Here is a 24,707-nt window from a genome sequence, read left to right as displayed (position 1 = left end):
GGCCAGCGGTCTCATACCCGGGTAGGGGGTGGGATGTCGATCCCGGGGGTGAGGACGGATCGGCGGCGACTTCCTAGGCTCGTCACCATGACACGGGCGATACGAGTGGCGCGGCAGGCGCGGGCGGCGGCGCGAACTCCGGGCCGGACGCGGCTGTGGTTCGACATGGCGACGGTGGTGGTCGTCGGAACGCTGTTCGCGGTCGGCTGGCCCACCCTGCACCTCACCCACCAGGTGCCCGCCGCCGCGCAGCCGTTCATCGCCGCGCTGGCCGTATTCCCGCTGGCACTGATCCGCGTCAATCCGGCTCTGGGCTGGGCCATCTCCGCCGGCGCGGCCTTGCTGATCGCACTGGCCATCCCACATCAGCCGGGCAACGATCTGCCGTTCCAGGTCGTCCACATCCTGGTGTTGTTCGCGTTGCTGTTCGCGGTGGCGGTGCGGGCGCCGATGCAGATCGTGCTGATCGCGTGGATCGCGTCGTCACTGCTGTTCGCGACCACCATGGCGGGAGCCGGTTCGTTCGCGGAGGCGGGGTTCGGCTGGCCGCTGGCGATGACCGGGCTGGTCGGATTCGGCCTGCTGGTGCGCTGGTTGGTGCTGTCGCGGCAGGCGCTGGTGCGGCAGGAGGAGCAGAACGAACTGGAACGGGCCCGCCGCGCGATCCTCGAGGAGAAGGCCCGCATCGCGCGCGATCTGCACGATGTGGTCGCTCACCACATGTCGATGGTCGTGGTGCAGGCACAGACCGCGCCCTACCGGGTGCCGGACGTGTCCGAGGCCGCCCGCGCGGAATTCGACTCCATCGGCGCGTCCGCCCGGGAGGCGCTCAACGAGATCCGCAGCATGCTGGGCGTGCTGCGCAGCGACGGTCAGCTGCCCGAACACGCCCCGCAGCCGGTCGCGGCGGACGTGGTCGCGATGTTGGACGGCGTGCGGCGCGCGGGTGTGCACATCGATTGGACCATCGACGGTCCACTCGCCGCGGTCCCCGATACCGTCGGGCTCGCGCTGTACCGGATCGTGCAGGAGTCGCTGTCGAACGTCTCTCGGCACGCGCCGGGTGCGGCGGTCACCGCGACCTTGACGGTGACCGGGCAGGCAGTGGAGGTGCTGGTGGCCAACGACGCCGGGACGGGCGGGGCGCCGGTGGGCAGTTCGGACGGCAGCGGCATCTCCGGTATGCGGGCCCGGGCGGAATCCATCGGCGGCTCGCTGGCCGCCGGACCGCGCTCCGAAGGTGGCTTCCAGGTGTATGCGCGGTTACCGATCCATATCACGGAAGGAACCGTCGAGGCACCCGCCGCGACCGCCCTGCCGGGCGCGCGGAACTGAGCCGGCCGTCGTGTAAGACTTAGCGGCGATGCTCACCTATTTCCAAGCCATCGTGATCGGCGCGCTACAGGGCGTCACCGAATTGTTTCCCATCTCCAGCCTGGGCCATTCCGTGCTGGTGCCGGCCTGGCTGGGCGGCAGCTGGGAGAAACTGGTCACCGAGGGCGACTCCGACAACGGCACCCCGTACCTGGCCTTCGTGGTCGCCCTGCACGTGGCGACCGCGATCGCGCTGCTGGGCTATTACTGGCGGGATTGGCGCGACATCATCGTCGGCTTCGTGACCACGCTGCGCACCCGGCGCATCGAGACCTCGTCGCAGCGGCTGGCCTGGCTGATCGTGCTGGCGACCATTCCCGTCGGTGTGCTCGGCCTGCTGCTGGAACATCCGCTGCGCACGATGTTCGCGACGCCGATCTACGCGAGCATCTTCCTCACCCTCAACGGCGTGGTGCTGATCGTCGGCGAGGGCCTGCGGCGGCGCAACGCACCGTCGCTGGCCGATTACGGTCGCCGCTTCGCCGCGGACGAGGCCCGCGCCGACGCGCAGGCACGGGGCGTGGCGCTCCAGGAGGATCTCGAGGTCCCCTCCGACGAGCGGCTGGCGGCACTGTCGGTCAAGGATGCCCTCGGCATCGGCCTGGCCCAATCCGGTGCGCTGCTGGCCGGATTCAGCCGCTCCGGCCTGACGATGGTCGGCGGTCTGCTGCGCGGACTCGACCACGAGGACACCGCGAAATTCGCCTTCCTGCTCGCCACGCCGGTGATCCTTGCCGCGGGTGTGCTGAAACTGCCGGAACTGGCCGGTCCGGAGGCCGCCGGAATCCACGGACAGGCGCTGGTCGGCGCGATCGTCGCCGGCGGCGCGGCGTGGCTCGCGGTGCGATTCCTGGAGCGGTTCTTCAAGTCCCGCACGCTGCTGCCGTTCGCGGTCTACTGCTTGGTGGCGGGGCTGCTGTCGATCATCAGATTCCTCTGAGGCGGGTATGCCCATCACCGTATTGATCGCCGACGATCAGGCGATGGTCCGGCAGGGGTTCGGCGCGCTGCTGGCCGCCCAGCCCGATATCAGCGTCATCGGCGACGCGGCCAACGGCGCGATCGCGGTGGCCGAGGCCAAACGGCTGCGACCCGATGTGGTGCTGATGGATGTGCGCATGCCGGAGATGAACGGGCTCGAGGCGGCGCGCGCCATCCTGGCCGCCGGATTCGATCCGCCGGTGCGGGTGCTGATGCTGACCACCTTCGATATCGACGACTACGTGTACGAGGCATTGGGCCTGGGCGCCAGCGGATTCCTGCTCAAGGACGCACCCGCGGACGAACTGGTGCGCGCGGTGCGCGTCGTGGCCGAGGGGCAGGCGCTGCTGGCGCCGACGGTCACCCGCCGGTTGATCGCCGATGTCACTCGCCGTCGCGCCCGCCCCAAACCCGCCCCCGCCCTGAACGCGCTGACCCCGCGCGAACGCGAAGTGCTCGAGCTGATCGCCAAGGGCATGTCCAACACCGAGATCGCCGAGGCGCTGTTCGTCGCCGAGCAGACCGTGAAAACCCATGTGTCCAAGGTGTTTTCCAAACTCGATCTGCGTGACCGCGCGCAAGCGGTGGTGATCGCCTACGAATCCGGCCTGGTCACGCCGGGTTGAGCGATCCGGGTAGGATCGCCACCTGGTACGTCGCCGGAAGGGGGAACGTAGGTGTTGAACAACGGTGACGTGTTCGCCGGCTTCACCGTGGAGCGACTGCTCGGTCAGGGAGGGATGGGATCGGTCTATCTGGCGCGGCATCCGCGTCTGCCCCGGTTGACCGCGCTGAAACTGCTGAATCGCGAGCTGTACACCGATGCCGAGATCCGCGCCCGCTTCGAACGCGAGGCCGACCTGTGCGCACAACTCGACCATCCCGGCATCGTCGCCGTCTACGACCGCGGCGTCGAGGACGATCAGCTGTGGATCTGCATGCAATACGTGGACGGTGTCGACGCCGCGACGGTGAATCCGCTGACGCTGCCGCCGGAGCGGGCGGTGCAGATCGTCGAAGGTGTCGCCGACGCACTGGATTACGCGCACGGCAACGGGGTGCTGCACCGAGATGTGAAGCCCGCCAACATCCTGCTGGCCCGGGCGGTGAGTGGCAAGGGCGAGCGGGTCTTTCTCACCGATTTCGGAATCGCCCGGCTGCGTGAGGATTCCACGCACCTGACCCAGGCCGGCATGTTCACCGCCACCCTCGCCTACGCCTCACCGGAACAGATGACCGGTGTCGAACTCGATCACCGCTCCGATCAGTACTCGCTGGCGTGCGCCCTGTACTGGCTGCTCACCGGAACCGGGCCGTTCGACTCCGAACATCCCACCGAGGTGATCCGCGGTCACCTGCAGCTGCCGGTTCCGCCCGCCAGTGCGCGGCGCGCCGGGCTGTCCCCGGCGATGGATGGGGTGATCGCTCGCGCGATGGCGAAGCGGGCATCCGAAAGATTCGGCAGCTGTATGGAATTCGCGGCCGCGGCGCGGGCGGCCTTGAACGCGCCCGCGGGGATGCCGACGGCGAGTGGTGCGGCTCCGACGCTCATCCGGCCGGGAGGGCCGTCGCCCGCGCAGCCGAACTCGGCGCGAGTGCCCGGCGGAGGGTATCCCGGTACCCACACGGCGGGATACCCGCCCGCGAACGGTGCTAGCGCGCCCGCCGGACCGCGACCCGGCACCCCTACGCAGGGGTACCCGCCGGCGAACGGTGCTCGCGTGCCCACTGTGGTTCCCGTTGGGGGACAGCGTTATTCGTCGGCCGCGAACGCCGTCGGCCCCGTGAATGCCGCGTCCGCCCGGGTGCCGATGCCGGCCGCGACACCCTCTCCCGCAGTACCCCCTCCTGGGATGGCCTCGCCCGCGAGCCCTTCTCCCGCAGGCTATTCCGCACCGCCGGGCTACCCACCCGCCCAGGGATATCGGCCGCAGCCGCCGAAGCGCTCGGGAGCGATGGTGGCCGCGATCATCGTCGCCGCGCTGCTGGTGGTGGCCGTCGTCGTCGCGGTTGTCGTGGTGGTGCTGCAGAAGAACTCGAAGGGCGATGATTTCGCCGCCATGAAGTCGACCTTTCCGCAGTTGGTGAAGCCCTCGGGGACGGGAAGCAGCGGCGACGGATACGACGGCCAGTCCTGTTTCCGTGAGACCGACGGCAAGACTCTGCGCACGCCGGGCGACACCGCCGATCTCCGTCTGGGGATGTGGACAGCGGCGTGGGACTGCTGGGGAGCGGTGGACAAGCCCGAATACGCCGTCCTGTCCTACGACTCGTCCTCGGATGCGCAGCGTGTGATCGCGGGGTTGCCCGCCAACCGGAAGGGAGCGGGCGTCACGGGTAGCGACGTCGAATACGACAGCTACATGTGGAAGACGGCCGACTCCGCGATCCCGAACGAATTCTGGAAGGTCATCGCCTTCCGGGATTCGACGCGGTCGCGGTATCTGATCGTCGCCCACAACCAGTACTGGCCCAGCTTGCAGGAGGGCAAGACGTACCAGGAGTTCGACACCTGGTGCAACGAGATGCCCATGGCATAGAGCCGGGTCACCGCCACGCCGGCCTCACTCATCCGAAGAACGCGGCGGCCTCCCCGTGCCGGTCGGTCGGCACCAGCTTGAGCTGTTTGGTGGCCTCCGCCAGCGACACGAGGGAGATCTCGGTGCCGTGTAACGCCACCATCTGGCCGAACTGGCCGTCGTGGACCGCTTCGGCGGCGTGCAGGCCGAAGCGGGTCGCGAGCACCCGGTCGTAGGCGGTGGGCGTGCCGCCGCGCTGGACGTGGCCCAGCACCGTGGTACGGACCTCCTTGCCGATGCGGCGTTCGATCTCCACGCCCAGTTGGTGGGCCACACCGGTGAACCGTTCGTGGCCGTATTCGTCGACCCCGCCCTCGCGCAGGTGGAACGACCCCTCGGCGGGTTTGGCGCCCTCGGCGACCACGCAGATGAAATGCGAATCACCGCGCTGGAAGCGGCGTTTGATCATGGTGCAGACCTCGTCGACGTCGAACGGCACTTCGGGAACGAGGGTGAGGTGGGCGCCGGAGGCGATGCCGCAATTCATCGCGATCCAGCCGGCGTGGCGGCCCATCACCTCCACCAGCATGACGCGCTGATGCGATTCCGCGGTGGTGTGCAGCCGGTCGATGGCGTCGGTGGCGATGGTCACGGCGGTGTCGTGGCCGAAAGTGGTGTCGGTGCAGTCGATGTCGTTGTCGATGGTCTTCGGCACGCCGACCACCGGCACACCTTCGTCGGAGAGCCAGTGCGCGGCGGTGAGGGTGCCCTCCCCGCCGATCGGGATGAGGGCGTCGATGCCGTTGTCGTCGAGAGTGCGTTTGATGCGGCCCAAACCCTCGAGCAGCACGTCGGGATTGGTGCGGGCGGTGCCGAGTATGGTGCCGCCCTTGGTGAGCAGCCGGTCGGTGCGGTCGTCGTTGTGGATGTGGATCTTGCGATCCTCCAGTAACCCGCGCCAACCGTCCTGGAAGCCGACGATCGCGTCACCGTAGCGGCCGTTCGCAGTGCGAACGACAGCTCGGATGACCGCGTTCAAGCCTGGGCAGTCCCCGCCTCCGGTCAAGACTCCGATGCGCATGCCGCTATCTTGCCGCGCCCGGCCGCGCGGCGCAGCCCCGCCCCCGTTAACCGGCGGTTACAGCAACCGGCTACCACGGACAGTGGTCGTTTCGGTCGCGTGGTGAGGCTATTGCGCGGGCGCGCAGTGACCGGCCGGAAGGTCGTCGAGATGTTTGGTGATCAGCCCCGCCATCTTGTTGAGAATCTGGGTGCCGTCGTCGAAGGTGCCCGAGGTCGCCTGGGCGGCAAGGGAAATGGCGACGTCGCCGTTGGGTGTGGTCAGCAGGCCGAATTGGCGGACGAGGTAGTTGCCGCTCGGATCCGGCCCCCACCCACCTTTGAAACGGGTGTTGTCCAGATGTCCGAGGCCCCACTGCTGGCCCCAGACCACCTTGCCCATCAGCGTGGTCACAGTGTCGGCGTCGGGCAGGCAGGGCAGCCGCGACGCCCAGCGCACCTGGTCGGCCAGCGACCAGTCGGCCTGCCCGAACGCGGAGTACTCGGCACGGGAGCGGGTCGCGGGGACGGTCGTGGTGGTGTCGCCGCCTTCGCGCAGCACCGACTGCACTGCCTTGGCCGCGGCGTCGGGAGCGCCCAGCGCCTGCCACAGCCCATCGGCTGCGGAGTTGTCGGATTCGGTGATGGCCGCCGACATCTGATACGTACTGGTGTTGCCGTTGGTGCGCAGAACGGCAAGGGTCAGTGGGACTTTCATCGTCGACCAGGACGGCCCGGTGGTCCAATCGCCCATCTGCGCGGTGCGCTGGCCGCCGACCGGCATGATCGCCAGGCCGGCGCGTCCGTCCAGACTCGGTCGTAGCGCGGTGAAATCGGCTGCCAGCGAACCCGGCAGCGCGAACATCGTGACAGGAGCGGACGAGGTGCTCACCCGGGTCGTCGTGATCGCTGCGGGGGTGTCGGTGGCGTTCGAGCAGGCCGCCGGGCTCAGTAACAGGCTCGCTCCGAGCAGCGCTGCCGCGCCGCGGCACACTCGAAAAGCCATGGCCCGCTTCGTGCTCGGCCGGAGTGGTGCGTGCACCCGTTCACCTCCACATCGTGCGGACGGCCCCGCACGGCACCATCCGTCAGACGAGGAATTGTGTGCGGTCGCGGCCCGCGGGTCAAATGCGCGGACCGTCGGCGGCGCATATGAGACGACTGCGCACTCACCGCTCGCATTCTCCGCCGCGCAGTTCGTGCACGTGTTCGGACAGCAGCGCCGACATCCGGTCCATCATCTCGACCGCGTCATCATAGGATCCCGAATCCGGTTGTGCCGCAAGGGCTACCGCGAGCTGCCCGGACCAGGTGGGCACCAGGCCGAACTGGCGGACCAGATAGGCTCCGGTGTCGTCGTCGGGTCCCCAGCCACCCTTGTACTCGGCGCCGACGAACGAACCCAGGCCCCAGCTCTGGCTGTCGGTGATCTGCTGCATCAGATCGACCACCCGCGAGGCGTTGTGCAGGCACGGCAGCCGGGCGGCGAAGCGCAGCTGATCGACCAGACTCCATGGGGTGGCGCCGAAAACCATCGGGTCGTCGATGGATTGGCGCGCATCCGGATTGTGCCGGTCGGCGACATCGGTGGTGGTGTCGCCGGCCTCGCGCAGCACCGCCTCGACCGCTTCGGCCGCGGGTTCACCGCCACCCAGCGCGATCCAGAGTGCTTGCGCCGCATCGTTGTCCGAGGCGGTGATGGCGGCCTGGGCGACATCGGCCAGCCCGACCGGGTCCCGCCGCAGCGCCGCGAGGGCGAGGGGCACCTTGATCGTCGACCAGGCGACCCCCGTGGTCCAGTCGCCGAGGGTGATCACGTGGTCACCGCCCACGGCCATCACCGCCAGTCCCATGCGGCCCGGTAGCTGCGCGCGCAGGTTGGCGAAGCCTGCCACCAGACCGCTGGGCAGGGTGAGCGTCGAGCGGGGAACGGGCGCCGGATGCACCATTTCGGTGGCCGCCGGCCGGGCCAGGCCCGGGTCGGTGCTGACCGCGGCACCGTGTGCCGCGCACGCCGAAACGAGAAGTGTGACAACTGCCAAGAACAACCGCCGCCGACCCTGGCGCCCGGTGGGCGTCGGGTCAGTAGACATAGACCACCGCGTTGTCACCGCCCGTACAGGTGACGACCTTGCCCGAGCTGGTGCAGGTCATCGGATAGGACCGGCCCGTCACCGGACTCACCGCGATGATCGAGGTGCTGGCCTCGGCGGTGGCCGCGCTGGTCGCGCCGTGTGATTCGGCCGCCTGCGCGTACGCCTTGCGCACCGCTTCCGCGAAACCGCAGGAGGTCACCGCGGATCCGGTTGCGGTCTTGGCGAACGAGTCCTGCGACGTGGATGTCTGCGAGCACGGGGTCGCGCCCACCGGAAGGTTGGCCGACGTGCCGGTCGTGGTCGGCGCCGCGGTCGTCCTCGGCGCGGAACTGGTCGCCGGTTGCTGGGCGGTCACCGCCGGGGCCGCCGGGCCCGCCGCCGTGGCCGGGTGATCGTTGCCGCCCGACGAGCCGAAGACCTGCCAGCCGACGACGCCGAGGCCGGCCAGGACCGCCGCGCTCAGGACGCCGAGCACGACCGGAACCGCGACCGATCGCGAACGCTTCGCGGGGCGCGCCTCTTCCGAACCCGTTGCCGCGAAGGCGTATTCGTCATCGGAGTAGTCGTCGTCGGCGTAGCGGTCGTCGTCGGAGTATTCGTCGTCGTACCGGTCGTCCTCGTCGTAGCGAGCGTCGTCGCGGAAGCGCAGATCGTCGTGGTAGCGGGTGTCGTCGCCGTAGTCCTCGTCGCCCGGCTGGGCGACGTCGAGGAACCGGGTATCGCCCGCCGCCTGCGCGGCGGTGCCGAACTGCGAGACGTCGAGGAAACGGGTGTTGTCCTCGGCGCCGGGAGTGCGATCGGTGCCGCCGTTGCGGAACTGGGAGACGTCGATCAGTTCGGTCTTCTCACCGGGCTGCAGATCCGCGTCCGATCCGAGGGCGGTGTCGGCACCGGAACGCGCCGTCACCTCGGGATCGTTGCTGAACTGCGCCGGGTCGAGCAGCTGGGTGCGGTAGTCGGAACCCGGTGTCGCATCCTGCTCGGCCACAGGCCGTTCGGTGCGGTCGCGAGTCTCCTCGCTCCCGATCACGCCGTACGCGCGGGTCGGTTCGACCGCGGGTCGGCGGGCCGGTTCGGCCGCGCGGGGCACGACCGGTTCCGATGCCTGCCGTGTCGATCGGGCCGCCCCGGCCGCGGGCGGTTTGCGCATCGGCAGGCTCGGCAGCGTCGCCGGTTTCGGCTGGGTCGCAGCGGATTCGGCGGGCAGCGTGAAGTGGAATTCGCCCGGTTCGACCAGCGTCGGGTCGGCGGGCCGGATGATCGGCAGATCGCCGGACGTGTCGCGCTCATCCTTGCTCGGCGGCGGAATAATGCGCAGCGTGCCCGTGGTCTCGTACGCGCGAGACGTGGCCGCGGGGGCGTCGGTGCCGGCCGGGCGGTTCGACTCGGTAGGCCGGTCCGCATCGGCCGAGCCCTGGACCGGGCCAGCTCCCGATGCGGACGAATCATGTTGTGCCGCACCGGCATTCGCGGTGTCGGTGGCCGCGGCGGCCCCGGCCGCGGCGGCGGAGCTGCGTGGCTGGAAGTTTGCGGCGATCGTCGGGCCGTCCGGTCCGAACGGCTGGAACGTCGTCGGTTCCGGCGTGCGGCGGTAGTCGTTGTCCCGCGCCGCCGCCACGGACACCGGGTCGGGACCGTCGGACGGGTTCCCGCCGCGCGGACTGTTCGCGAGCAGTTCCGCGCCGAACACCTTCGGTGTCCCGGAATCGAACGGTGTCCCCGCGGTACTCGGCTCGGCGGGCATACGGCCGCCCAGTCCCAGCGCCGCGCGGGCGGCGGCCGCGAACTGTCCGGCGGTCTGGTACCGGTCGGCAGGCGCCTTCGCCATCGCGCGCGCGATCACGTCGTCGATCGCCTCGGGCACGCCGGCGCGTGCGGCGCTGGCCCGCGGCGGTGGTTCCGACAGATGCGACCGGATCAGCACGCTGACGCTCTCGGCGGGGAACGGCGTCGCACCGGTCAGGCATTCGTACAGGACACAGGCCAGCGAATAGATGTCGGCGCGGGCGGTCACGGGCCCGGAGTCGAATCGCTCCGGCGCCATGTAGGTGTAGGAACCGGCGGCGTGGCTGCCCGTGGTGTGCGGGTTGTCACCCTCGTCGCGGGCGATGCCGAAGTCGGTGAGATACGCGAAGTCGGCCGGGGTGACGAGAATATTGCCCGGTTTCACATCCCGATGGACCAGCCCGGCGGCATGGGCCGCATCCAGCGCGGCGGCCAGCTGCTCGACGATTCCCACCGCGCGGTCGGTATCGAGCTTGCCCTGCCGGCGCAGCAGGGTGCGCAGGTTCTCACCGCGCACCAGCCGCATATCCAGGAAGAGGGACCCGCCGGTCTCACCCCAGTCGTGGATCGGGATGATGTGCGGTTCGGCCAGCCGCGCCGCCGCCTGCGATTCGCGGCGGAAGCGTTCCTGATATGTCGCGTCCTGTGCGAGCTGTTCGGGCAGGATCTTGAGCGCGACGACGCGATCCCTACCGGTATCGAACGCCTCGTACACCTCGCCCATACCACCGCGACCGAGCAGCGAGCGCACCTCGTACGGGCCGAATCTGGTGCCGACCCGTGACCTCGGCACATCCACCGGTGAACCTCCAACTCCTGGGCAAGGTGGCCAACCTGCCCGGCGCCGCACCGGGTTGCCTGCCCCTCAGAACGCCGATTCTCCGGGTGCGACCACGCCGTGGTCAAACGCGAACACGATCGCGGCGGCCCTGTCCCGTAACCCGAGCTTGCCGAAAATGTGTCCGACGTGGCTCTTTACCGTTACTTCGGAGATGCCGAGTTCGCCGGCGATCTCGGAGTTGACCCGCCCGCGGCCGATCAGTTTCAGCACCTCGAGTTCGCGGGCGGTCAGCTCCGCCATGCGCGAGCGAGTGTCCGCGGGGACCGGCCGCGCCGTCCGATAGGCCGAGAGCACCCGGCCGGTGACGGACGGATCGAGCCAGGAGCCGCCCTCGGCCACGGTGCGCACCGCGCGGATCAGATCCTCGGCGGGGGAGTCCTTGAGGATGAATCCCGCCGCACCGGCCCGCAGCGCACCCGAGAGCAGATGGTCGTCGTCGAAGGTGGTGAGCACCAGCACCGGCGGCGCGTCCGGACGGGACCGCAGCCGTCGCGTCGCATCGATGCCGCCGACCCGCTTCATCCGCAGATCCATCAGCACCACGTCCGGACGGTGTTCGGTCAAGGCGGCCGGCACCTCGTCGCCGTCGCCGCATTCGGCGACCACGAAGCCGTCGCGGCGGCGCAGGATCCTGCGCAGTCCGCCCCGCACGAGTTCCTGGTCGTCGACGACGAGCACAGTGGTGGTGGCGGTATCGGTCTCGGTGAGCGGGGTCTGACCCGGGTTCACAAGCCCTCCTGTGTTCTGCGGGACGTCCGCACCCGGCCGGCGCGGGCATCTCTCACCGGTCCTCCTGGCGTTTGCGGGTGAGCGAGGTGATCGCATCGCGCACCATCGCCAAAGGATCGTCGAGTCCGCTCACCGGGCACACCTCGTCGGGAGCGAGCGGGATGCGAGCGCGCACCTGCCAGTACTCGCCCGATCGGCCGGCCGAGAGATTGCCGTTCAGGGTGGCCGTGCGCTGGCGCATGCCGTTGATCCCCATCCCGCGGCCGGTGCGCGGGGCCGGGCCCTGCGGCAGCGTATTGCGCACGCGCACGGTCACTTCGCCCGGAGTCACGGCGATATCGAGGGACGCTTGCGCGCCGGGAGCATGTTTGGCGATATTCGACAGCGATTCCTGGCTGATCCGATACAGCGCCAGACCCGTCGACGCGGACACCGCCGTGGTGTCGCCGGTGAGGTGGTAGGTCACCGGCAGCCCGGCGCCGACGAAATCGGAGACCAGATCGGCGATGTCCTCGAGCCCCGGTTCGGGCGTCAGCGCGGAGGGGCGCTGATCGAGCAGGCCGACGGTGTGCCGGATATCGGCCATCGCCTGGCGGCCGAGGCGTTCGGCATCGCCGAGTGCGTCGATGGCCTCGTCGACATCGCGATCGGTCTCGAGCGCGTGCCGGGCCGCGGTCAGGTGCAGCAGGGTGACGCTGAGGGAATGGGCGATCACGTCGTGGACCTCGCGGGCGATCCGGCGGCGTTCGTCGTCGGCCGCCTGCGCGGAGCGGATGGCCTGATTCTCGCGTTCCTGATCCAGCGATTGCCGCTGGAACTGCAGCATCAGACCGACCATCCAGCCCAGCACGATCGCGACGACGTACACCTGCACCAGTTCGCCGTAGCCCAGGGCGTAGAAGATCAGCATCTCCGCGACCGCGGCGATCATCCAGAACAGGCTGACCCGTTTCGGCGCGATCGCCCCGATCATGCCGACCATCACGGTCAACACCAGGGGTGAACAGTCGGGCGAGACCGGCTGCAGCAGGAACAGCGCCTGGGCGGTGAGCGCGGACAGGCCGAACACCGCCGGCTTCGGGGGCAGATCGAAGAAGAACAGCAGCGGATAGCAGGCGAACAGCAGCGCCACCGCGAGGAAGGGCACCCCCGTCGAGAAGTACTGGCTGCGCAGCGACGCGGCCGCGACCGCCGAGACCACGACGGCGACATCCGCGGTGACGACCACCGAGACGGGATAGCCGTAGGACATCTCCTCGACCCGCTGCCGCAGCGTGCCGGCCGGATCGTGCGCGAGGTCCAAGAGTCGCCGGGCGACCCGTCCCAGCGCAAGGCGTGCCCGCCCCGGGCGCCGCGGTACGTGCGGCGATACCTCCGCACGGTCGTCGGCGCTGGTCAGGTCCATAACAGTCAGGCTAGTCGCCGGCGGGTGGTCGCTGCATCGTTCCCGGAACGGGCCGACGCTCCTACCGTGGTAGGACGCGAAGTCTCGTCTGCGGCACGACGTATCCGCGGCGGCGCCTCCGTAGCGTGAGTCGCACAGTGTCCGGCGGAGAGGTTCGGACACCCGGCCCGAGGAGATGGGTGCGATGACTTGGCAAGACCAGCACGCTCGTACCGAAATCCTGCACGAGGTGCTCGCCCGCGCGGCCGTCGATCCGGCCACTCCGGGCCTGTTCTACGACCTGCCCGAGTGCGATCGGCTCTTCGGCGGGCCCGCCGGAGTGCTTGCCGCCCTGCGGTATCGGTGGGACAACCACCTGCACGCCAAACTCGACCAGGCCCAGCTGCAGGGACAGTCCCCGAGCGAGGCCTACCTGGAATTGGCCGCCGAGCAACCGGTACTGCGCGCCGTGCTCGACGCACACGAAGTCCGGCATTGGCATCGCGAGCCGGCCCTGGCACGCTGAGCGACGATCCGACCCGGTTGCGGCGCAGTCGGACCCGCGCCGTCACCGCGACCGACAGCAGAAAGAGGGTGGGGCGACCGCCATGTTGGAATTGACCGACGTAGTCAAGGAATACCGGGTGGGTGAACAGCGGGTTCGCGCCCTCGATGCCATCAGCCTGCGCATCGAGGCGGGTGAATTCACCTCCATCATCGGCCCGTCGGGCTCCGGCAAGAGCACGTTGCTGCATCTGCTCGGCGCGCTGGATTCACCGGATTCGGGCTCCATCACCTTCCGGGGTGAGGAGATCGGCTCCCTCGACGACAACCGGCAATCCGAATTCCGCCGCCACCGTGTGGGTTTCGTCTTCCAGTTCTTCAACCTGCTGCCCACTCTCTCGGCGTGGGAGAACGTCGCGGTCCCGAAACTGCTGGACGGCACCGGATTACGCAAGGCCAAGCCGCGGGCGCTGGAACTGCTCGACCGGGTCGGCCTGGCCGATCGCGCCGACCATCGCCCCGCCGAACTGTCCGGCGGCCAGATGCAGCGGGTGGCCGTCGCTCGCGCGCTGATCATGGACCCGCCGCTGATCCTGGCCGACGAACCCACCGGCAATCTGGATTCCAAGACCGGCGCCTCGATTCTGGAGCTGCTCGGCGACATCTCCGGCGCGGGCAATTCGGTGGTGATGGTGACCCACGACATGGGGGCCGTCGAATACTGCGATCGCGTGATCACCCTGCGGGACGGGCGCATCGGCTCCGACGAACTGGTTTCCGCACGCGGCCGCGAGGTGCACGACGGTGACGAGGTGGTGCGCGCGTGATCACAGCCGGCTGGGATCGGTTGCGGCTGTTCAATATCGGAGAGCTGTTCACCCACAAGGGCCGCACCGCCATGTCGATGGCGGTCATGGGGGTTTCGGCGGGACTGCTGGTGGCGGTGCTCAGCATTTCCGGCTCGGTGACCGGTTCGGTGGACCGGCTGACCTCGGCGCTGGGCGGCAAGGCGCAACTCGAGATCTCCGGCGTCACCGAGAGCGGATTCGGACAGGACCTGGTACCGCAGGTGCGGGCGGTGCCCGGCGTCGAGGCCGCGGTGCCGATGATCCGCACCGGGGTCGGCAATCCGGCCGACCGCACGCTGCTCATCGGCGCCGACGCATCGGTTTCCGCACTCGGCAGCGATCTCAACGGGGCGATGAGCGCGCAGGCGGCGAAACTGCTGTCGGTCCCCGGCGGAGTTCTCGTCGGCGCGGGGCTGGGCCGGCACGAGGGCGACACCTTCACGCTGGGCAACCGGCAGGTGACCGTGGCCGGGGTGCTCGACGACGCCACCTCGCACAAACTCAACAGCGGGCACATCGTCATCGCCACTCTGCCCGTCGCCCAGCAACTCGCCGGCCGGGCGGGCATGCTCGACTCCATCCAGATCGTGCCGAAGCCGGGAACCGATGTCGGACAGCTGCGTTCGGCGCTGACCACACTGGTGAACGGCCGTGCCGTCGTGGCCGACCCGAGTCTGCGCACCGCCCAGGCGAGCGGCGCGATCCAGCTCGTCCGCTTCTCCACGACGATGGCTTCGGCTGCGGCGCTGATCGTTTCGGGCTTCCTGATCTACAACGCGATGAGTATGGCAGTGGCACAACGCCGCCCGACACTGTCGCTGCTGCGCGCCATCGGCGGGCGGCGGCGCCCGATGGTGCGTGATCTCATCGTGGAGGCGGCCGTCATCGGGCTGATCGGCGGCGCGATCGGTTCGGTGGTCGGAATCTTCGCCGGCCGCATGTCGATCGACACGATTCCCTCGGCCATGGTGGCGGCGGTGGACACCCGCACCGAATACATGGTGCCCGGATACGCGATTCCGTTCGCGATCGCGGCCTGCGTGCTCGCCAGCGTCGCCGCCGCGGCGATCGCGGCTCGCCAGGTCTACAAGGTGCAACCCATCGAAGCTCTCGCGCCGGTCGGAGTGTCGAAGGCCGACGCGGTCGGGCCGTGGCTGCGCTGGGGTGCGCTGGCGGGCGGCCTGGCCATGGTCGGTGGGGCGATCTTCATCGCCCGCGCCGATCTGGGGCGGGCCTCGCTCGCCGCGATCTCGCTGTCCATCGCGGGCGCGGTCGGGCTGTGTTTCGCCGCCATGGGCCCGATCGTGCGCCTGGCGGCGGCGGTCGCCCGGATCTTCGGAGCGCCCGGCGCGCTGGGGGCCACCACCATCGAGCGGGCTCCGCGTCGCGTCTGGGCGACAGCGATGACGGTGATGATCGGCGTCACCGCGACCGTCGCGATGGGCGGCGCGTCGAGCAATCTGGTCGATTCGGCGACGGACTCGTTCTCCGATCTCGGCCGCCGCGACGCCTACATCAGCCCCACCTCACTGGCCGAATTCCCCACGGGGCCATTACTTCCGGCCGATCTGAAGGAGGCCGTGCGGAGGATTCCCGGGGTCGCGGATGTGGGATCGGCGCAGATGGCCTTCGCCACCGTGGGCAGCGATCGGGTGATGTTGCAGGCCTATCAGTCCAATATCCGGTCGTCGATCCTCGCGGATCTGGGACCCGATGTGTTGCAGCAGATGTCGACCGGCGAGGGCGTGGTGCTCTCGCGGGATGTGGCACGCTCACTGGACGTCGGCGCGGGCGCGCGGCTCGAACTGCCCACACCGACGGGCATCCATTCGGTGCGGGTCCTGCGGGTGATCCCGTACTTCTCGGCGCTGTCGGGAATCGTGCTGATGGATCTGGATGTCCTGCGGCAGTGGTACGACCGCCCGGGAGAGACGATCCTCGGCGTCAACTGCGCACCCGATGCCGACAAAGCCCAGGTGATCGACGCGATCCGCGCGGTGGTTCCGTCCGGTCTGCACGTGGACACCGGGGCGCAGGCGCTCGCGGCGGTATCGCAAGGGGTGCAGCAGGGTACGTCGCTGTCCGGTTCGATCCTGTGGATCGTGGTGCTGGTCTCCACCGCCGCGCTGCTGAACACGCTGATGCTGTCGGTCCTGGAACGCCGCCGCGAACTCGGCGTGCTGCGCGCCATGGGCACCAGCCGCCGATTCCTGTTGCGCACGGTGCTCACAGAGGCGGCGGGCATCGGATTGGCCGGTGCCGCACTGGGGCTGGTGACCGGGGCGGCGGTGCAATACCTGGCCACCATGGCGATGGGTCACGCGATGACCATCGACGTGGTGTACCGCCCGAGCCCCATGTTGCTGGTCTACGCCGTCGCCGCGCTGGTGCTGGCGCTGCTCGGCTCGATTCCGCCGTCGCTGCGCGCGGCCCGCATGCCGATCGTCGAGGCCATCGCCGTCGATTGATCGAATCAGGAGGGGAAGTCCCACGCGGCCGGGCGCGTGGGACTACTCGCTTTCGGGCCGAAAGTCGGTCGGCGCGGCGGCCGGTGAACGTTGGGCTTCGACGATTTCTCGGCGACGCACCTGGGCGGACCGTGGTATGAGTTCACCGTGGTCTGGCGGACGTGACTCGGGTCGGCGCAGCGTCGTCGGTGCCCTTACATAAACTGGTGGCCATGACTGCACCCACGGTGGACTTGATGGACTATGCCGACGTCATCGACCGGTACGAGCCGGTGCTGGGCATGGAGGTGCACGTCGAACTGGGCACCGAAACCAAGATGTTCTGCGGGTGCCCGACGGCCTTCGGTGCCGAGCCGAACACGCAGGTCTGCCCGGTATGTCTGGGCCTGCCGGGTTCACTGCCGGTGGTCAATCAGCAGGCCGTGGAGTCGGCGATCCGCATCGGTCTCGCGCTGAACTGCTCGATCACCCCGTGGGGCCGGTTCGCGCGCAAGAACTACTTCTACCCGGATCAGCCGAAGAACTACCAGATCAGCCAGTACGACGAGCCGATCGCCACCGACGGCTACCTCGATGTGGTGCTCGACGACGGCTCCGTCTTCCGGGTCGACATCGAACGTGCCCACATGGAGGAGGACACCGGTAAGTCCCTGCACGTGGGCGGCGCCACCGGCCGCATCCACGGCGCGAGCCATTCGCTGCTGGACTACAACCGGGCCGGCGTGCCGCTGATCGAGATCGTCACCAAGCCGATCACCGGCGCCGGGGAACGCGCCCCCGAGGTGGCCCGCGCCTACGTGACCGCACTGCGCGATCTGCTGAAGGCGCTCGACGTCTCCGACGTGAAGATGGAGCAGGGTTCGCTGCGCTGCGACGCCAACGTGTCGTTGATGGCCAAGGGCGCCAAGCAATTCGGCACCCGCACCGAGACCAAGAACGTGAACTCGCTGCGCAGCGTCGAGGTCGCGGTGCGCTACGAGATGCGCCGCCAGGGCGCGGTGCTCAGCTCCGGGGGCACCGTGATCCAGGAGACCCGGCACTTCCACGAGGGCGACGGTTCCACCTCCCCGGGCCGGGTCAAGGAAACCGCCGAGGACTACCGCTACTTCCCGGAGCCCGACCTCGAGCCGATCGCGCCCGACGCCGACTGGGTCGAGAAGTTGCGCGGCACCATCCCCGAATACCCGTGGCTGCGCCGCGCCCGCATCCAGGCCGAATGGGGTCTGTCCGACGAGGTGTTCCGCGATCTGATCAACGCCGGCGCGCTGGACCTGATCATCGCCACCGTCGACGCCGGCACCACGGTCGACGCCGCCCGCGCGTGGTGGGTCAACTACCTCACCGAGCAGGCCAAGGAGCGTGAGGTCGCACTCGAGGACCTGCCGATCACACCGAAGCAGGTCGCCGAGGTGGTCGCGCTGGTCGACGCCAAGACCGTCAACTCCAAGGTGGCGCGCCAGGTCGTCGATTTCGTGCTGGCCGGTGAGGGCGATCCGGGGCAGATCGTGGAGGCCAAGGGGCTGGGCATGGTGTCCGACGACTCCGCCCTGCAGTCCGAGGTCGACAAGGCCCTGGCCGCCAACCCGGACATCGCCGACAAGATCCGCTCCGGCAAGGTCCAGGCCGCCGGCAAGATCGTCGGCGACGTCATGAAGGCCACCCGAGGCCAGGCCGACGCTGCCCGCGTCCGCGAACTGGTCCTCGCCGCCTGCGGCGCCGCCTGAGTTCGCGAACCCCGAGGCCCGGTCCACTGCGGCCGGGCCTCGGGGTTCGCGCAGCCGCAACACGCACTCGGCCGGATGTGCACGGCCGGGCCGGGAAGGCCCCGCTGATCAGTCCGGTCCGCCGCCCGCGCCGCCCTTCGGCGGCGGAATGCGCACGATGCGGTCGTCCAGCGGGCCCGCAGCGGCGGGCTTGTTGACCGTCCCCACCCAGACGTTGCCGTCGGCGCCCAGCGCGGCGCCGCCGAGGGAGCCGTACTTGTCCTGCGCCACCATCGTCGGGGCGGTGGTCACCGCGTGGGTGGTCGGGTCGGCGTCGGCGAAGGCCAGCGCCTTGGCGCCCGACATCGAGACCGCGACGCCGTCGACCGCGGCCGCGCAGCCACCCGCACCCGGCTTGTCCGGCCACGTCCACGCGGTGGCGACGGCGCCGTCGGGTCCCAGGCGCTGCAGCCGGTCCTCGGTGGCGGTGCGGTCGGTGAACCAGATGGTGTCCTTGTGGTCGGGGCACACCCCGCCCGCGGTGCCGATGCCCGACGCCACCACCTTCGGATTGGCGTTGCCCGGCGCCGGATCATCGATCTCGAGCAGCTTGCCCGCCAGCGATCCGGGATCGTTGGCCGCGCCCGGATTACCGGCATCACCGGTCAGCACCGCCAGTTTGGTCGGTGAGACGAACGCGAGTGAACCGTGATTTCCGTTGGCGCCCTTGGGAATTCCGGTGAGGATCGGTTTCGGATCGCCGCCCGCGCCGATGCGTACGACGCGATTGTCCGAGGCGGTGGTGATGTAGGCGTAGACCAGCCCGTCCTCGCCGTAACTCGGTGAGAGCGCGACATCGCTGAGCCCGCCGTCGCCGGCCGCGTCGACATCGACCCGGGTGACCTCGAGCGGCTGCGGCGGCGCCTGGCTCGGATCGACGGCGGTGACCTTCAGGACGCGCCCGGTGGTGCGCTCGGTGACCAATGCCTGCTGCCCGTCCGGCAGCACCGTCAGCCCGCCGGTGGTGTCCAGGCACGACACCACGACCGCCGGATCGGGATCGATACACGGCCCCGTGGGGCGCTGCCCGGTCGGCGGCGGCGTTTTCGGTTCGCTGGTGGGGCCCTGCCCCTCGGGTTCGATGGTCGGCGCGGGAGTGAACGGTTTGGACGCGGAATCGTCGAAGCGGGCACAGCCGACCACCAGGCCGGCGGTGACGGCGAGGATCGACGCGACACGGCCGACGACAACCACACTCATTGCCCAAACGTTACGGAAATACCGCCGCGCGCGCTCGCAGGGGTCCGGGCCGCATCGCGCGAGCCGTCCCGGCACGCGCGGTTCGCGCTGGCGGGGCGCGCCGCAGGACCTGCCGGGTGCGGCTGACACGCCGGGAACAGACCACGCGCCCGCTCGTTCGACGTCATACTCTGTGCCCGTGACGGACAAGCCGAATCAAACACCGGAATCGAATCAGCCGTCGGGGCGGCCGTCGGGCTCCGGACCGACGGCGGGCAGCCCCTACGACAATCCGACCGGCGAATTTCCCTCGGTGAAACCCGCGGTGGGCAAGGATGTTCCGCGGACCGAGGACGATTTGGGCCTGGCCCCGGACGTACCGGCCGCGGGTGCCGAGCACACCGGAGCCACGAAGGCGGCGAAGGGACCCACCGGCACCGCTGCCGCCGGCACCGCCGGCGCTGCCGCTGCGCATCCCGGTGCTGCCCGGGGCACCGAACACCTCGGCGCCGAGCCCACCGGCGCCGAACACTCCGGCACCGAGCACCCTGGTTCCGAGCACATCGCCCCCGAGCACTCCGGCGCCGAGCATCCCGGCACTGTGCCGGCCGGCGCCGCGCCGGCCGATGCGGAAGCGCCCACCTACGCTTTCGCCACGATCCCGCCCGCTCGGGCCAACGGCGAGACCGAACGTCTCCGTCGCCCGCGCGAATATCGCCGCGGCACACTGGATCTGGGTCTGCTGGGGCTGCGCCTGACCGTCGGACTCACCTTCCTGTACCACGGCCTGCAGAAGCTGGCGGGCTGGTTCCACGGCCCCGGTCTGGACGGCACCCGGCACATGCTCGAGCAGGGCGGCTGGAAACACATCGAACTGTCCACCGCGATGCTCACCGTTTCCGAGGTCGGTGGCGGCGCGCTGATCATCCTCGGCCTGGCCACCCCGCTGGCGGCCGGCGCGGTCCTGGCCTCGATCTCGACCGCGTGGCTGTGGAAGCAGGGCATGGCTCCCGACTTCCAGTACCGCCCGGTCGAATTGGAGTCGATCCTCGCCGGCGCGGCGGCTTCGTTGATCCTCACCGGCCCCGGCCGCCTGTCGTTCGACCGCAACCGCGGCTGGGCCGTCCGCCCGTCCTGGGGTTCGTTCGTCTGCCTGGTCCTGGCATTCGGTGCAGCGGCCGCCGGGTGGATTTTCCTGCACGGCGGCAACCCGTTCGTGGGAATCTTCTGAACCGTGCCTGATTCCGCACTACCGAGTTACCGCGCGATCGAACGCCTGATCGCCGACTACGCCCTCCTGGTCGACCAGGGCGATTTCGCACGCGTCGGCGCCCTGTTCGCCACCGGCTCCTTCGGCGGCAGCGCCGGAATGATCGAGGGCAGTGCCGCCGTGGAGAAGATGCTGTCCGCCACCGTGATCCGCTACGACGACGGCACTCCCCGCACGAAACACCTGGTCACCAACCTGGTGATCGAGGTCGACGAGGACGAGGGCGCCGCGACCGGCAGGTCGTACTTCACAGTCCTGCAGGCCACCCCCGACCTGCCACTGCAACCCATCGTGAGCGGCCGCTACGACGACCGCTTCCACCGCGCCGGCGGACAGTGGGCATTCGCCGAACGCGCGGTCACCATGGACCTCATCGGCGACGTGAGCCATCACCTACGCAGATAACTCCGCGCCCCATCTGACTCCGCGCCCCATCGGCCCTCGAACGGAAACGGCCGCTCCGATCGGAGCGGCCGTTCTCGTGTGCCGGACCCATCCATCACCTACGCGCCCTGCTCGTTTACCCGAAGCGACAACTGATTTCGGATGAACTTGGGTAACTCACCGGGCACGGCCGGAACTCAGCCCATCACCTGACGCAAGACCGACGCCCAATCCTCCCCGCGCCCAACGACACACAGAGGCCCGGAGAGGCGGTCACGGCACGCGGCGGACTGCGCCCTTGTCGGCGGAGGTCGCCAGTGCGGCGTACGCCCGCAGCGCGGTGGTGATCGGCCGGTCGCGCTGAACCGGCTGCCACGGCCGCTCCCGCGCTTCCATCTTGGCGCGGCGCTCGGCGAGCACCTCGTCGTCGACCAGCAGTTCGAGTGCGCGGGTATGCACGTCGATGCGGATGCGGTCGCCGTTCTCGATCAGGCCGATGGCGCCGCCGCTGGCCGCCTCGGGGGAGATGTGCCCGATGGACAGGCCGGAGGTGCCGCCGGAGAAGCGGCCGTCGGTGATCAGCGCGCACACCTTGCCCAAGCCGAGGCCCTTGAGGAACGAGGTGGGGTGCAGCATCTCCTGCATACCGGGCCCGCCGGCGGGGCCTTCGTACCGGATCACGACGACGTCGCCGGGGGTGATCTTCTTGCCGAGGATCGCCGAGACCGCGTCTTCCTGCGATTCCAGCACCACGGCCGGTCCTTCGAAGGTGAACAGATCCTCGTCGATACCGGCGGTTTTCAGGATGGCACCGTCGAGGGCGATATTGCCCCGCAGCACGCACAGCCCGCCCTCGACGGTGTAGGCGTGCGCGATATCGCGGATGCAGCCGCCCTCGGCATCGGTGTCGAGCGAGGACCAGCGGTTCTCGGTGGAGAACGGCACGGTGGTCCGCACGCCGCCGGGCGCGGCGTGGAACAGTTCGATCGCTTCGTCGGACGCCTTGCCGGAGCGGATGTCCCAGGTGTCGAGCCACTCGTCGAAGGAGGCGGTGTGCACGGTGGTCACATCGGTGTCCAACAGTCCGCCGCGGCGCAGTTCGCCCAGGATGGCGGGGATGCCACCGGCCCGGTGCACATCCTCCATGTGGTAGTCGGAATTGGGGGAGACCTTCGACAGGCAGGGCACCCGGCGCGAGATCTCGTCGATGGTGGCGAGGTCGAAATCGATCTCGCCTTCCTGCGCGGCGGCCAGGGTGTGCAGCACCGTGTTGGTGGAACCGCCCATCGCGACGTCGAGAGCCATCGCGTTGCGGAAGGCCTTGGCGTTGGCGACGTTTCGCGGCAGGACGGATTCGTCGTCCTCGCGGTACCAGCGGTTGGCGATGTCGACGACGGTGCTGCCGGCGCGCTCGAACAGGGCCCGCCGCGCCGCGTGAGTGGCGAGGGTGGAGCCGTTGCCGGGCAGCGCCAGCCCCAGCGCCTCGGTGAGGCAGTTCATGGAGTTCGCGGTGAACATACCGGAACAGGAACCGCAGGTCGGGCAGGCGCTGCGCTCGACCTCGCCGAGGCCCTCGTCGCTGACCTCGGTGGAGGCGCTGGCGGCGATGGCGGTGATCAGATCGGTGGGCGCCTGGGCCACACCGCCGACGACCACGGCCTTACCGGCCTCCATCGGACCGCCGGAGACGAACACGGTCGGGATGTTGAGCCGCATGGCCGCGTTGAGCATGCCGGGAGTGATCTTGTCGCAGTTGGAGATACACACCAGCGCGTCGGCGGTGTGCGCGTTGACCATGTATTCGACCGAGTCCGCGATGATTTCGCGGCTGGGCAGCGAGTAGAGCATGCCGCCGTGACCCATCGCGATACCGTCGTCGACGGCGATGGTGTGGAATTCGCGCGGCACACCACCGGCGGCGCGCACCGCGTCGGCGACGATCTCGCCGACGTCCTTGAGATGCACGTGGCCGGGCACGAATTGGGTGTAGGAGTTCGCGATCGCGACGATCGGCTTACCGAAATCGGAGTCGGTCAGGCCGGTGGCCCGCCAGAGTGCGCGGGCGCCTGCGGCATTGCGTCCGGCGGTGGTGGTGCGTGAGCGAAGCGGTGGCATGAATTCGGTCCTCGGTGGTCGGCGCGGTGGCCGGAGCGGCTCTACTCGGGCAGGGCTCTGCTCGTCGGTGCTCATCGTCCGGTGGGTCGCCGGGGCCGGGCCCGAGGGCTGTTCGGCCGCCGTGCGGAGCGTCTCTTCGGCGAGTGGTGTCGTCGGCAGAGGTGTCTGTTCGCAAGAGCAGAGTGTCTGTTCGGCGCTTCAACGTTACTCCCGCCACCGGAGCGTGCTCACCGGAGGCGGGTGGTCGTGCGGCCGCGGGGTGGCGCGGCAGCACGACGCACGTCGAGCCGGTCCGAGCGGCCGTCACCGGATGGGGTCTCGACCACGGACCCGCACCGCGACGCGATGATCGCGGCGACTGCGCCCCGAGTGGGGACGTCCTCAGGGCAGCGCCGCGAAAGCGCGGATTTGTTCCCGCCGTTCGGGGTCGGCGCGAGAGTGTGAAACATCCCACTCGATCGTCGCCCGGCAGACCGAAACAACCTGCGGGAGTGGCTCGGACGCGCCCCACACCCGATCGGTTCCGAGGTCCGGCCGTGACGTGACATCGTGCGCGAGGTGAGCAGCCTGTCCGATGCGCGGGAGCTGAACCCAGGAGCGAGCCCTTCAGTCCTGCGGGGAGGCCTCCGGCTTGTCTTCCGCTTCGCTCGACGAGCTGTCCGCGGTGCCCGCGCCGGCGCCCGGGTCCTGCTCGCTCTTCTCCTCCGTGCTCGCCGCACTCTTCTCCGGTCGCGCGAACGGATCCGGAATCCGCCCGTCCGAGGCCGCGACCAGATCCTTCAACCGGTCGTAGCCCACAGCCGGCAGGGCCACCTCGGAGTCGTCGCTCAGATGCGCGCGCACCCAGCCGCGCTTGGGGATCCGCAGCCCCTGAATCTGCGACCAGTCGACGTGCCGGGAACCGAAGATCGTCCGCAGATCGAGCCCGCCGGCCGAGACCGTGGTGCGGGAGCGTTCGACCCACCACGCGGCCGCGATCGGAATGAGGAACAGGATCCACAGCACCGCGGGCCAGCCGAAGAACGGGAACGCCGCGCAGAACAGCAGGATGAACACCCCGAGATGCGCCAGCCGGGGGATACGGATCACACGCCCCGTATCGGTTCCGCCCTCGGCGGTGTGGGACGATTGAGCTGGTGGCACGGACTGCTGCGGCGATGACACACCTCCATCCTCGCATCATGGTGAAGCGACACTCGAACCGCCCCGTCTCACATAATGAGACACCGCACGTCAAGTAATTTGACTCATCGACTCTCGCGCGCATACCGTCGAGCGCGTGAATCGAAACGAGCTTCTCGTAATCGGCCGGCGCGTCCAGCGCTGAGCCTGACGACTCGAGGTCGACTACGTCAGCTCGCAACTGCGACGCGCCACCCTCGCTCAGCCATCGGCTGACGGGGGCTTT

19 protein-coding genes are annotated in these 24,707 nt (G+C 69.4%); 10 read left to right on the top strand and 9 right to left on the bottom strand.

Annotated features, from left to right (window positions below; all coding sequences use genetic code 11):
* The first annotated feature begins 87 nt into the window (after positions 1 to 87).
* From NMI01S_RS23200 to NMI01S_RS34355, 4 genes are read left to right on the top strand one after another with little or no spacing between them, the layout of a single operon-like run.
* The gene (locus NMI01S_RS23200) at positions 88 to 1,335 is read left to right on the top strand and encodes a sensor histidine kinase (RefSeq protein WP_084513190.1); all 1,248 of its coding nucleotides are present in this window, start codon (positions 88 to 90) and stop codon (positions 1,333 to 1,335) included.
* Positions 1,336 to 1,363: 28 nt separating this feature from the next.
* Positions 1,364 to 2,314: an undecaprenyl-diphosphate phosphatase gene (locus NMI01S_RS23195; RefSeq protein ID WP_063000410.1), complete on the top strand. Its 951-nt coding sequence runs from the start codon at positions 1,364 to 1,366 to the stop codon at positions 2,312 to 2,314.
* A 7-nt stretch (positions 2,315 to 2,321) separates the two neighbouring features.
* The gene (locus NMI01S_RS23190) at positions 2,322 to 2,981 is read left to right on the top strand and encodes a response regulator (protein WP_036503935.1); all 660 of its coding nucleotides are present in this window, start codon (positions 2,322 to 2,324) and stop codon (positions 2,979 to 2,981) included.
* A 51-nt stretch (positions 2,982 to 3,032) separates the two neighbouring features.
* Positions 3,033 to 4,895: a serine/threonine protein kinase gene (locus NMI01S_RS34355; RefSeq protein ID WP_084513189.1), complete on the top strand. Its 1,863-nt coding sequence runs from the start codon at positions 3,033 to 3,035 to the stop codon at positions 4,893 to 4,895.
* 28 nt (positions 4,896 to 4,923) lie between these two features.
* Here the strand turns inward: NMI01S_RS34355 and NMI01S_RS23180 are convergent, their stop codons facing one another.
* The 6 genes from NMI01S_RS23180 to NMI01S_RS23155 all read right to left on the bottom strand — a co-directional run bounded on the left by NMI01S_RS23180 (position 4,924) and on the right by NMI01S_RS23155 (position 12,789).
* Positions 4,924 to 5,955 (bottom strand): ATP-dependent 6-phosphofructokinase, encoded by a 1,032-nt coding sequence (locus NMI01S_RS23180; RefSeq protein ID WP_063000408.1) that lies wholly within the window; start codon positions 5,953 to 5,955, stop codon positions 4,924 to 4,926.
* Positions 5,956 to 6,063: 108 nt separating this feature from the next.
* Positions 6,064 to 6,939 carry a serine hydrolase gene (locus tag NMI01S_RS23175; RefSeq protein WP_063920826.1) on the bottom strand — a complete coding sequence of 292 codons (876 nt, stop codon included), beginning with the start codon at positions 6,937 to 6,939 and terminating at the stop codon, positions 6,064 to 6,066.
* 163 nt (positions 6,940 to 7,102) lie between these two features.
* Positions 7,103 to 7,975 carry a serine hydrolase gene (locus tag NMI01S_RS23170; protein ID WP_157126318.1) on the bottom strand — a complete coding sequence of 291 codons (873 nt, stop codon included), beginning with the start codon at positions 7,973 to 7,975 and terminating at the stop codon, positions 7,103 to 7,105.
* A 40-nt stretch (positions 7,976 to 8,015) separates the two neighbouring features.
* Positions 8,016 to 10,613, bottom strand: a complete 2,598-nt coding sequence (locus NMI01S_RS36565; protein ID WP_439956292.1) for a serine/threonine-protein kinase — start codon at positions 10,611 to 10,613, stop codon at positions 8,016 to 8,018.
* Positions 10,614 to 10,679: 66 nt separating this feature from the next.
* Positions 10,680 to 11,333: a response regulator gene (locus NMI01S_RS23160; protein WP_063000998.1), complete on the bottom strand. Its 654-nt coding sequence runs from the start codon at positions 11,331 to 11,333 to the stop codon at positions 10,680 to 10,682.
* Between the two features lie 103 nt (positions 11,334 to 11,436).
* Entirely contained in the window at positions 11,437 to 12,789 is a 1,353-nt protein-coding gene (locus tag NMI01S_RS23155; protein ID WP_063000402.1) for a sensor histidine kinase, read from the bottom strand.
* A gap of 184 nt (positions 12,790 to 12,973) precedes the next feature.
* On the opposite strand from NMI01S_RS23155, the gene NMI01S_RS23150 reads away from it, so the two are divergent.
* The 4 genes from NMI01S_RS23150 (at position 12,974) to gatB (ending at position 18,312) form a co-directional block, all read left to right on the top strand.
* A complete protein-coding gene (locus tag NMI01S_RS23150) occupies positions 12,974 to 13,294 on the top strand; it encodes a hypothetical protein (RefSeq protein WP_063000992.1) in 321 nt (106 codons plus the stop codon).
* Positions 13,295 to 13,376: 82 nt separating this feature from the next.
* Positions 13,377 to 14,099: an ABC transporter ATP-binding protein gene (locus tag NMI01S_RS23145; protein WP_063000401.1), complete on the top strand. Its 723-nt coding sequence runs from the start codon at positions 13,377 to 13,379 to the stop codon at positions 14,097 to 14,099.
* Positions 14,096 to 16,588, top strand: coding sequence for an ABC transporter permease (locus tag NMI01S_RS23140; RefSeq protein WP_063000400.1), 2,493 nt, complete (start codon positions 14,096 to 14,098; stop codon positions 16,586 to 16,588). Before NMI01S_RS23145 ends, NMI01S_RS23140 begins: the two co-directional genes overlap by 4 nt.
* Positions 16,589 to 16,800: 212 nt before the next feature.
* A complete protein-coding gene (gene gatB, locus NMI01S_RS23135; protein ID WP_063000399.1) occupies positions 16,801 to 18,312 on the top strand; it encodes an Asp-tRNA(Asn)/Glu-tRNA(Gln) amidotransferase subunit GatB in 1,512 nt (503 codons plus the stop codon).
* 108 nt (positions 18,313 to 18,420) lie between these two features.
* Here gatB and NMI01S_RS23130 read toward each other — a convergent pair whose 3' ends face one another.
* On the bottom strand, positions 18,421 to 19,551 hold the full coding sequence (locus tag NMI01S_RS23130) for a PQQ-dependent sugar dehydrogenase (protein WP_063000397.1): 1,131 nt from the start codon (positions 19,549 to 19,551) through the stop codon (positions 18,421 to 18,423).
* A gap of 178 nt (positions 19,552 to 19,729) precedes the next feature.
* On the opposite strand from NMI01S_RS23130, the gene NMI01S_RS36025 reads away from it, so the two are divergent.
* Together NMI01S_RS36025 and NMI01S_RS23120 are read left to right on the top strand one after the other, a co-directional pair.
* Positions 19,730 to 20,761, top strand: coding sequence for a DoxX family protein (locus NMI01S_RS36025; protein ID WP_063000395.1), 1,032 nt, complete (start codon positions 19,730 to 19,732; stop codon positions 20,759 to 20,761).
* 3 nt (positions 20,762 to 20,764) lie between these two features.
* A complete protein-coding gene (locus tag NMI01S_RS23120; protein WP_084513188.1) occupies positions 20,765 to 21,205 on the top strand; it encodes a nuclear transport factor 2 family protein in 441 nt (146 codons plus the stop codon).
* Positions 21,206 to 21,457: 252 nt separating this feature from the next.
* Here the strand turns inward: NMI01S_RS23120 and ilvD are convergent, their stop codons facing one another.
* Together ilvD and NMI01S_RS23110 are read right to left on the bottom strand one after the other, a co-directional pair.
* Positions 21,458 to 23,299: a dihydroxy-acid dehydratase gene (gene ilvD, locus NMI01S_RS23115; protein WP_063000393.1), complete on the bottom strand. Its 1,842-nt coding sequence runs from the start codon at positions 23,297 to 23,299 to the stop codon at positions 21,458 to 21,460.
* Positions 23,300 to 23,905: 606 nt separating this feature from the next.
* Positions 23,906 to 24,388 (bottom strand): PH domain-containing protein, encoded by a 483-nt coding sequence (locus tag NMI01S_RS23110; protein ID WP_063000391.1) that lies wholly within the window; start codon positions 24,386 to 24,388, stop codon positions 23,906 to 23,908.
* Positions 24,389 to 24,707: the final 319 nt, after the last annotated feature.

It is taken from the genome of Nocardia mikamii NBRC 108933 (genome assembly GCF_001613505.1).
Taxonomy (GTDB): domain Bacteria; phylum Actinomycetota; class Actinomycetes; order Mycobacteriales; family Mycobacteriaceae; genus Nocardia; species Nocardia mikamii.
The sequence above is the reverse complement of the archived record's forward strand: the minus strand, read 5'-3'. Positions and strand labels throughout refer to the sequence as shown.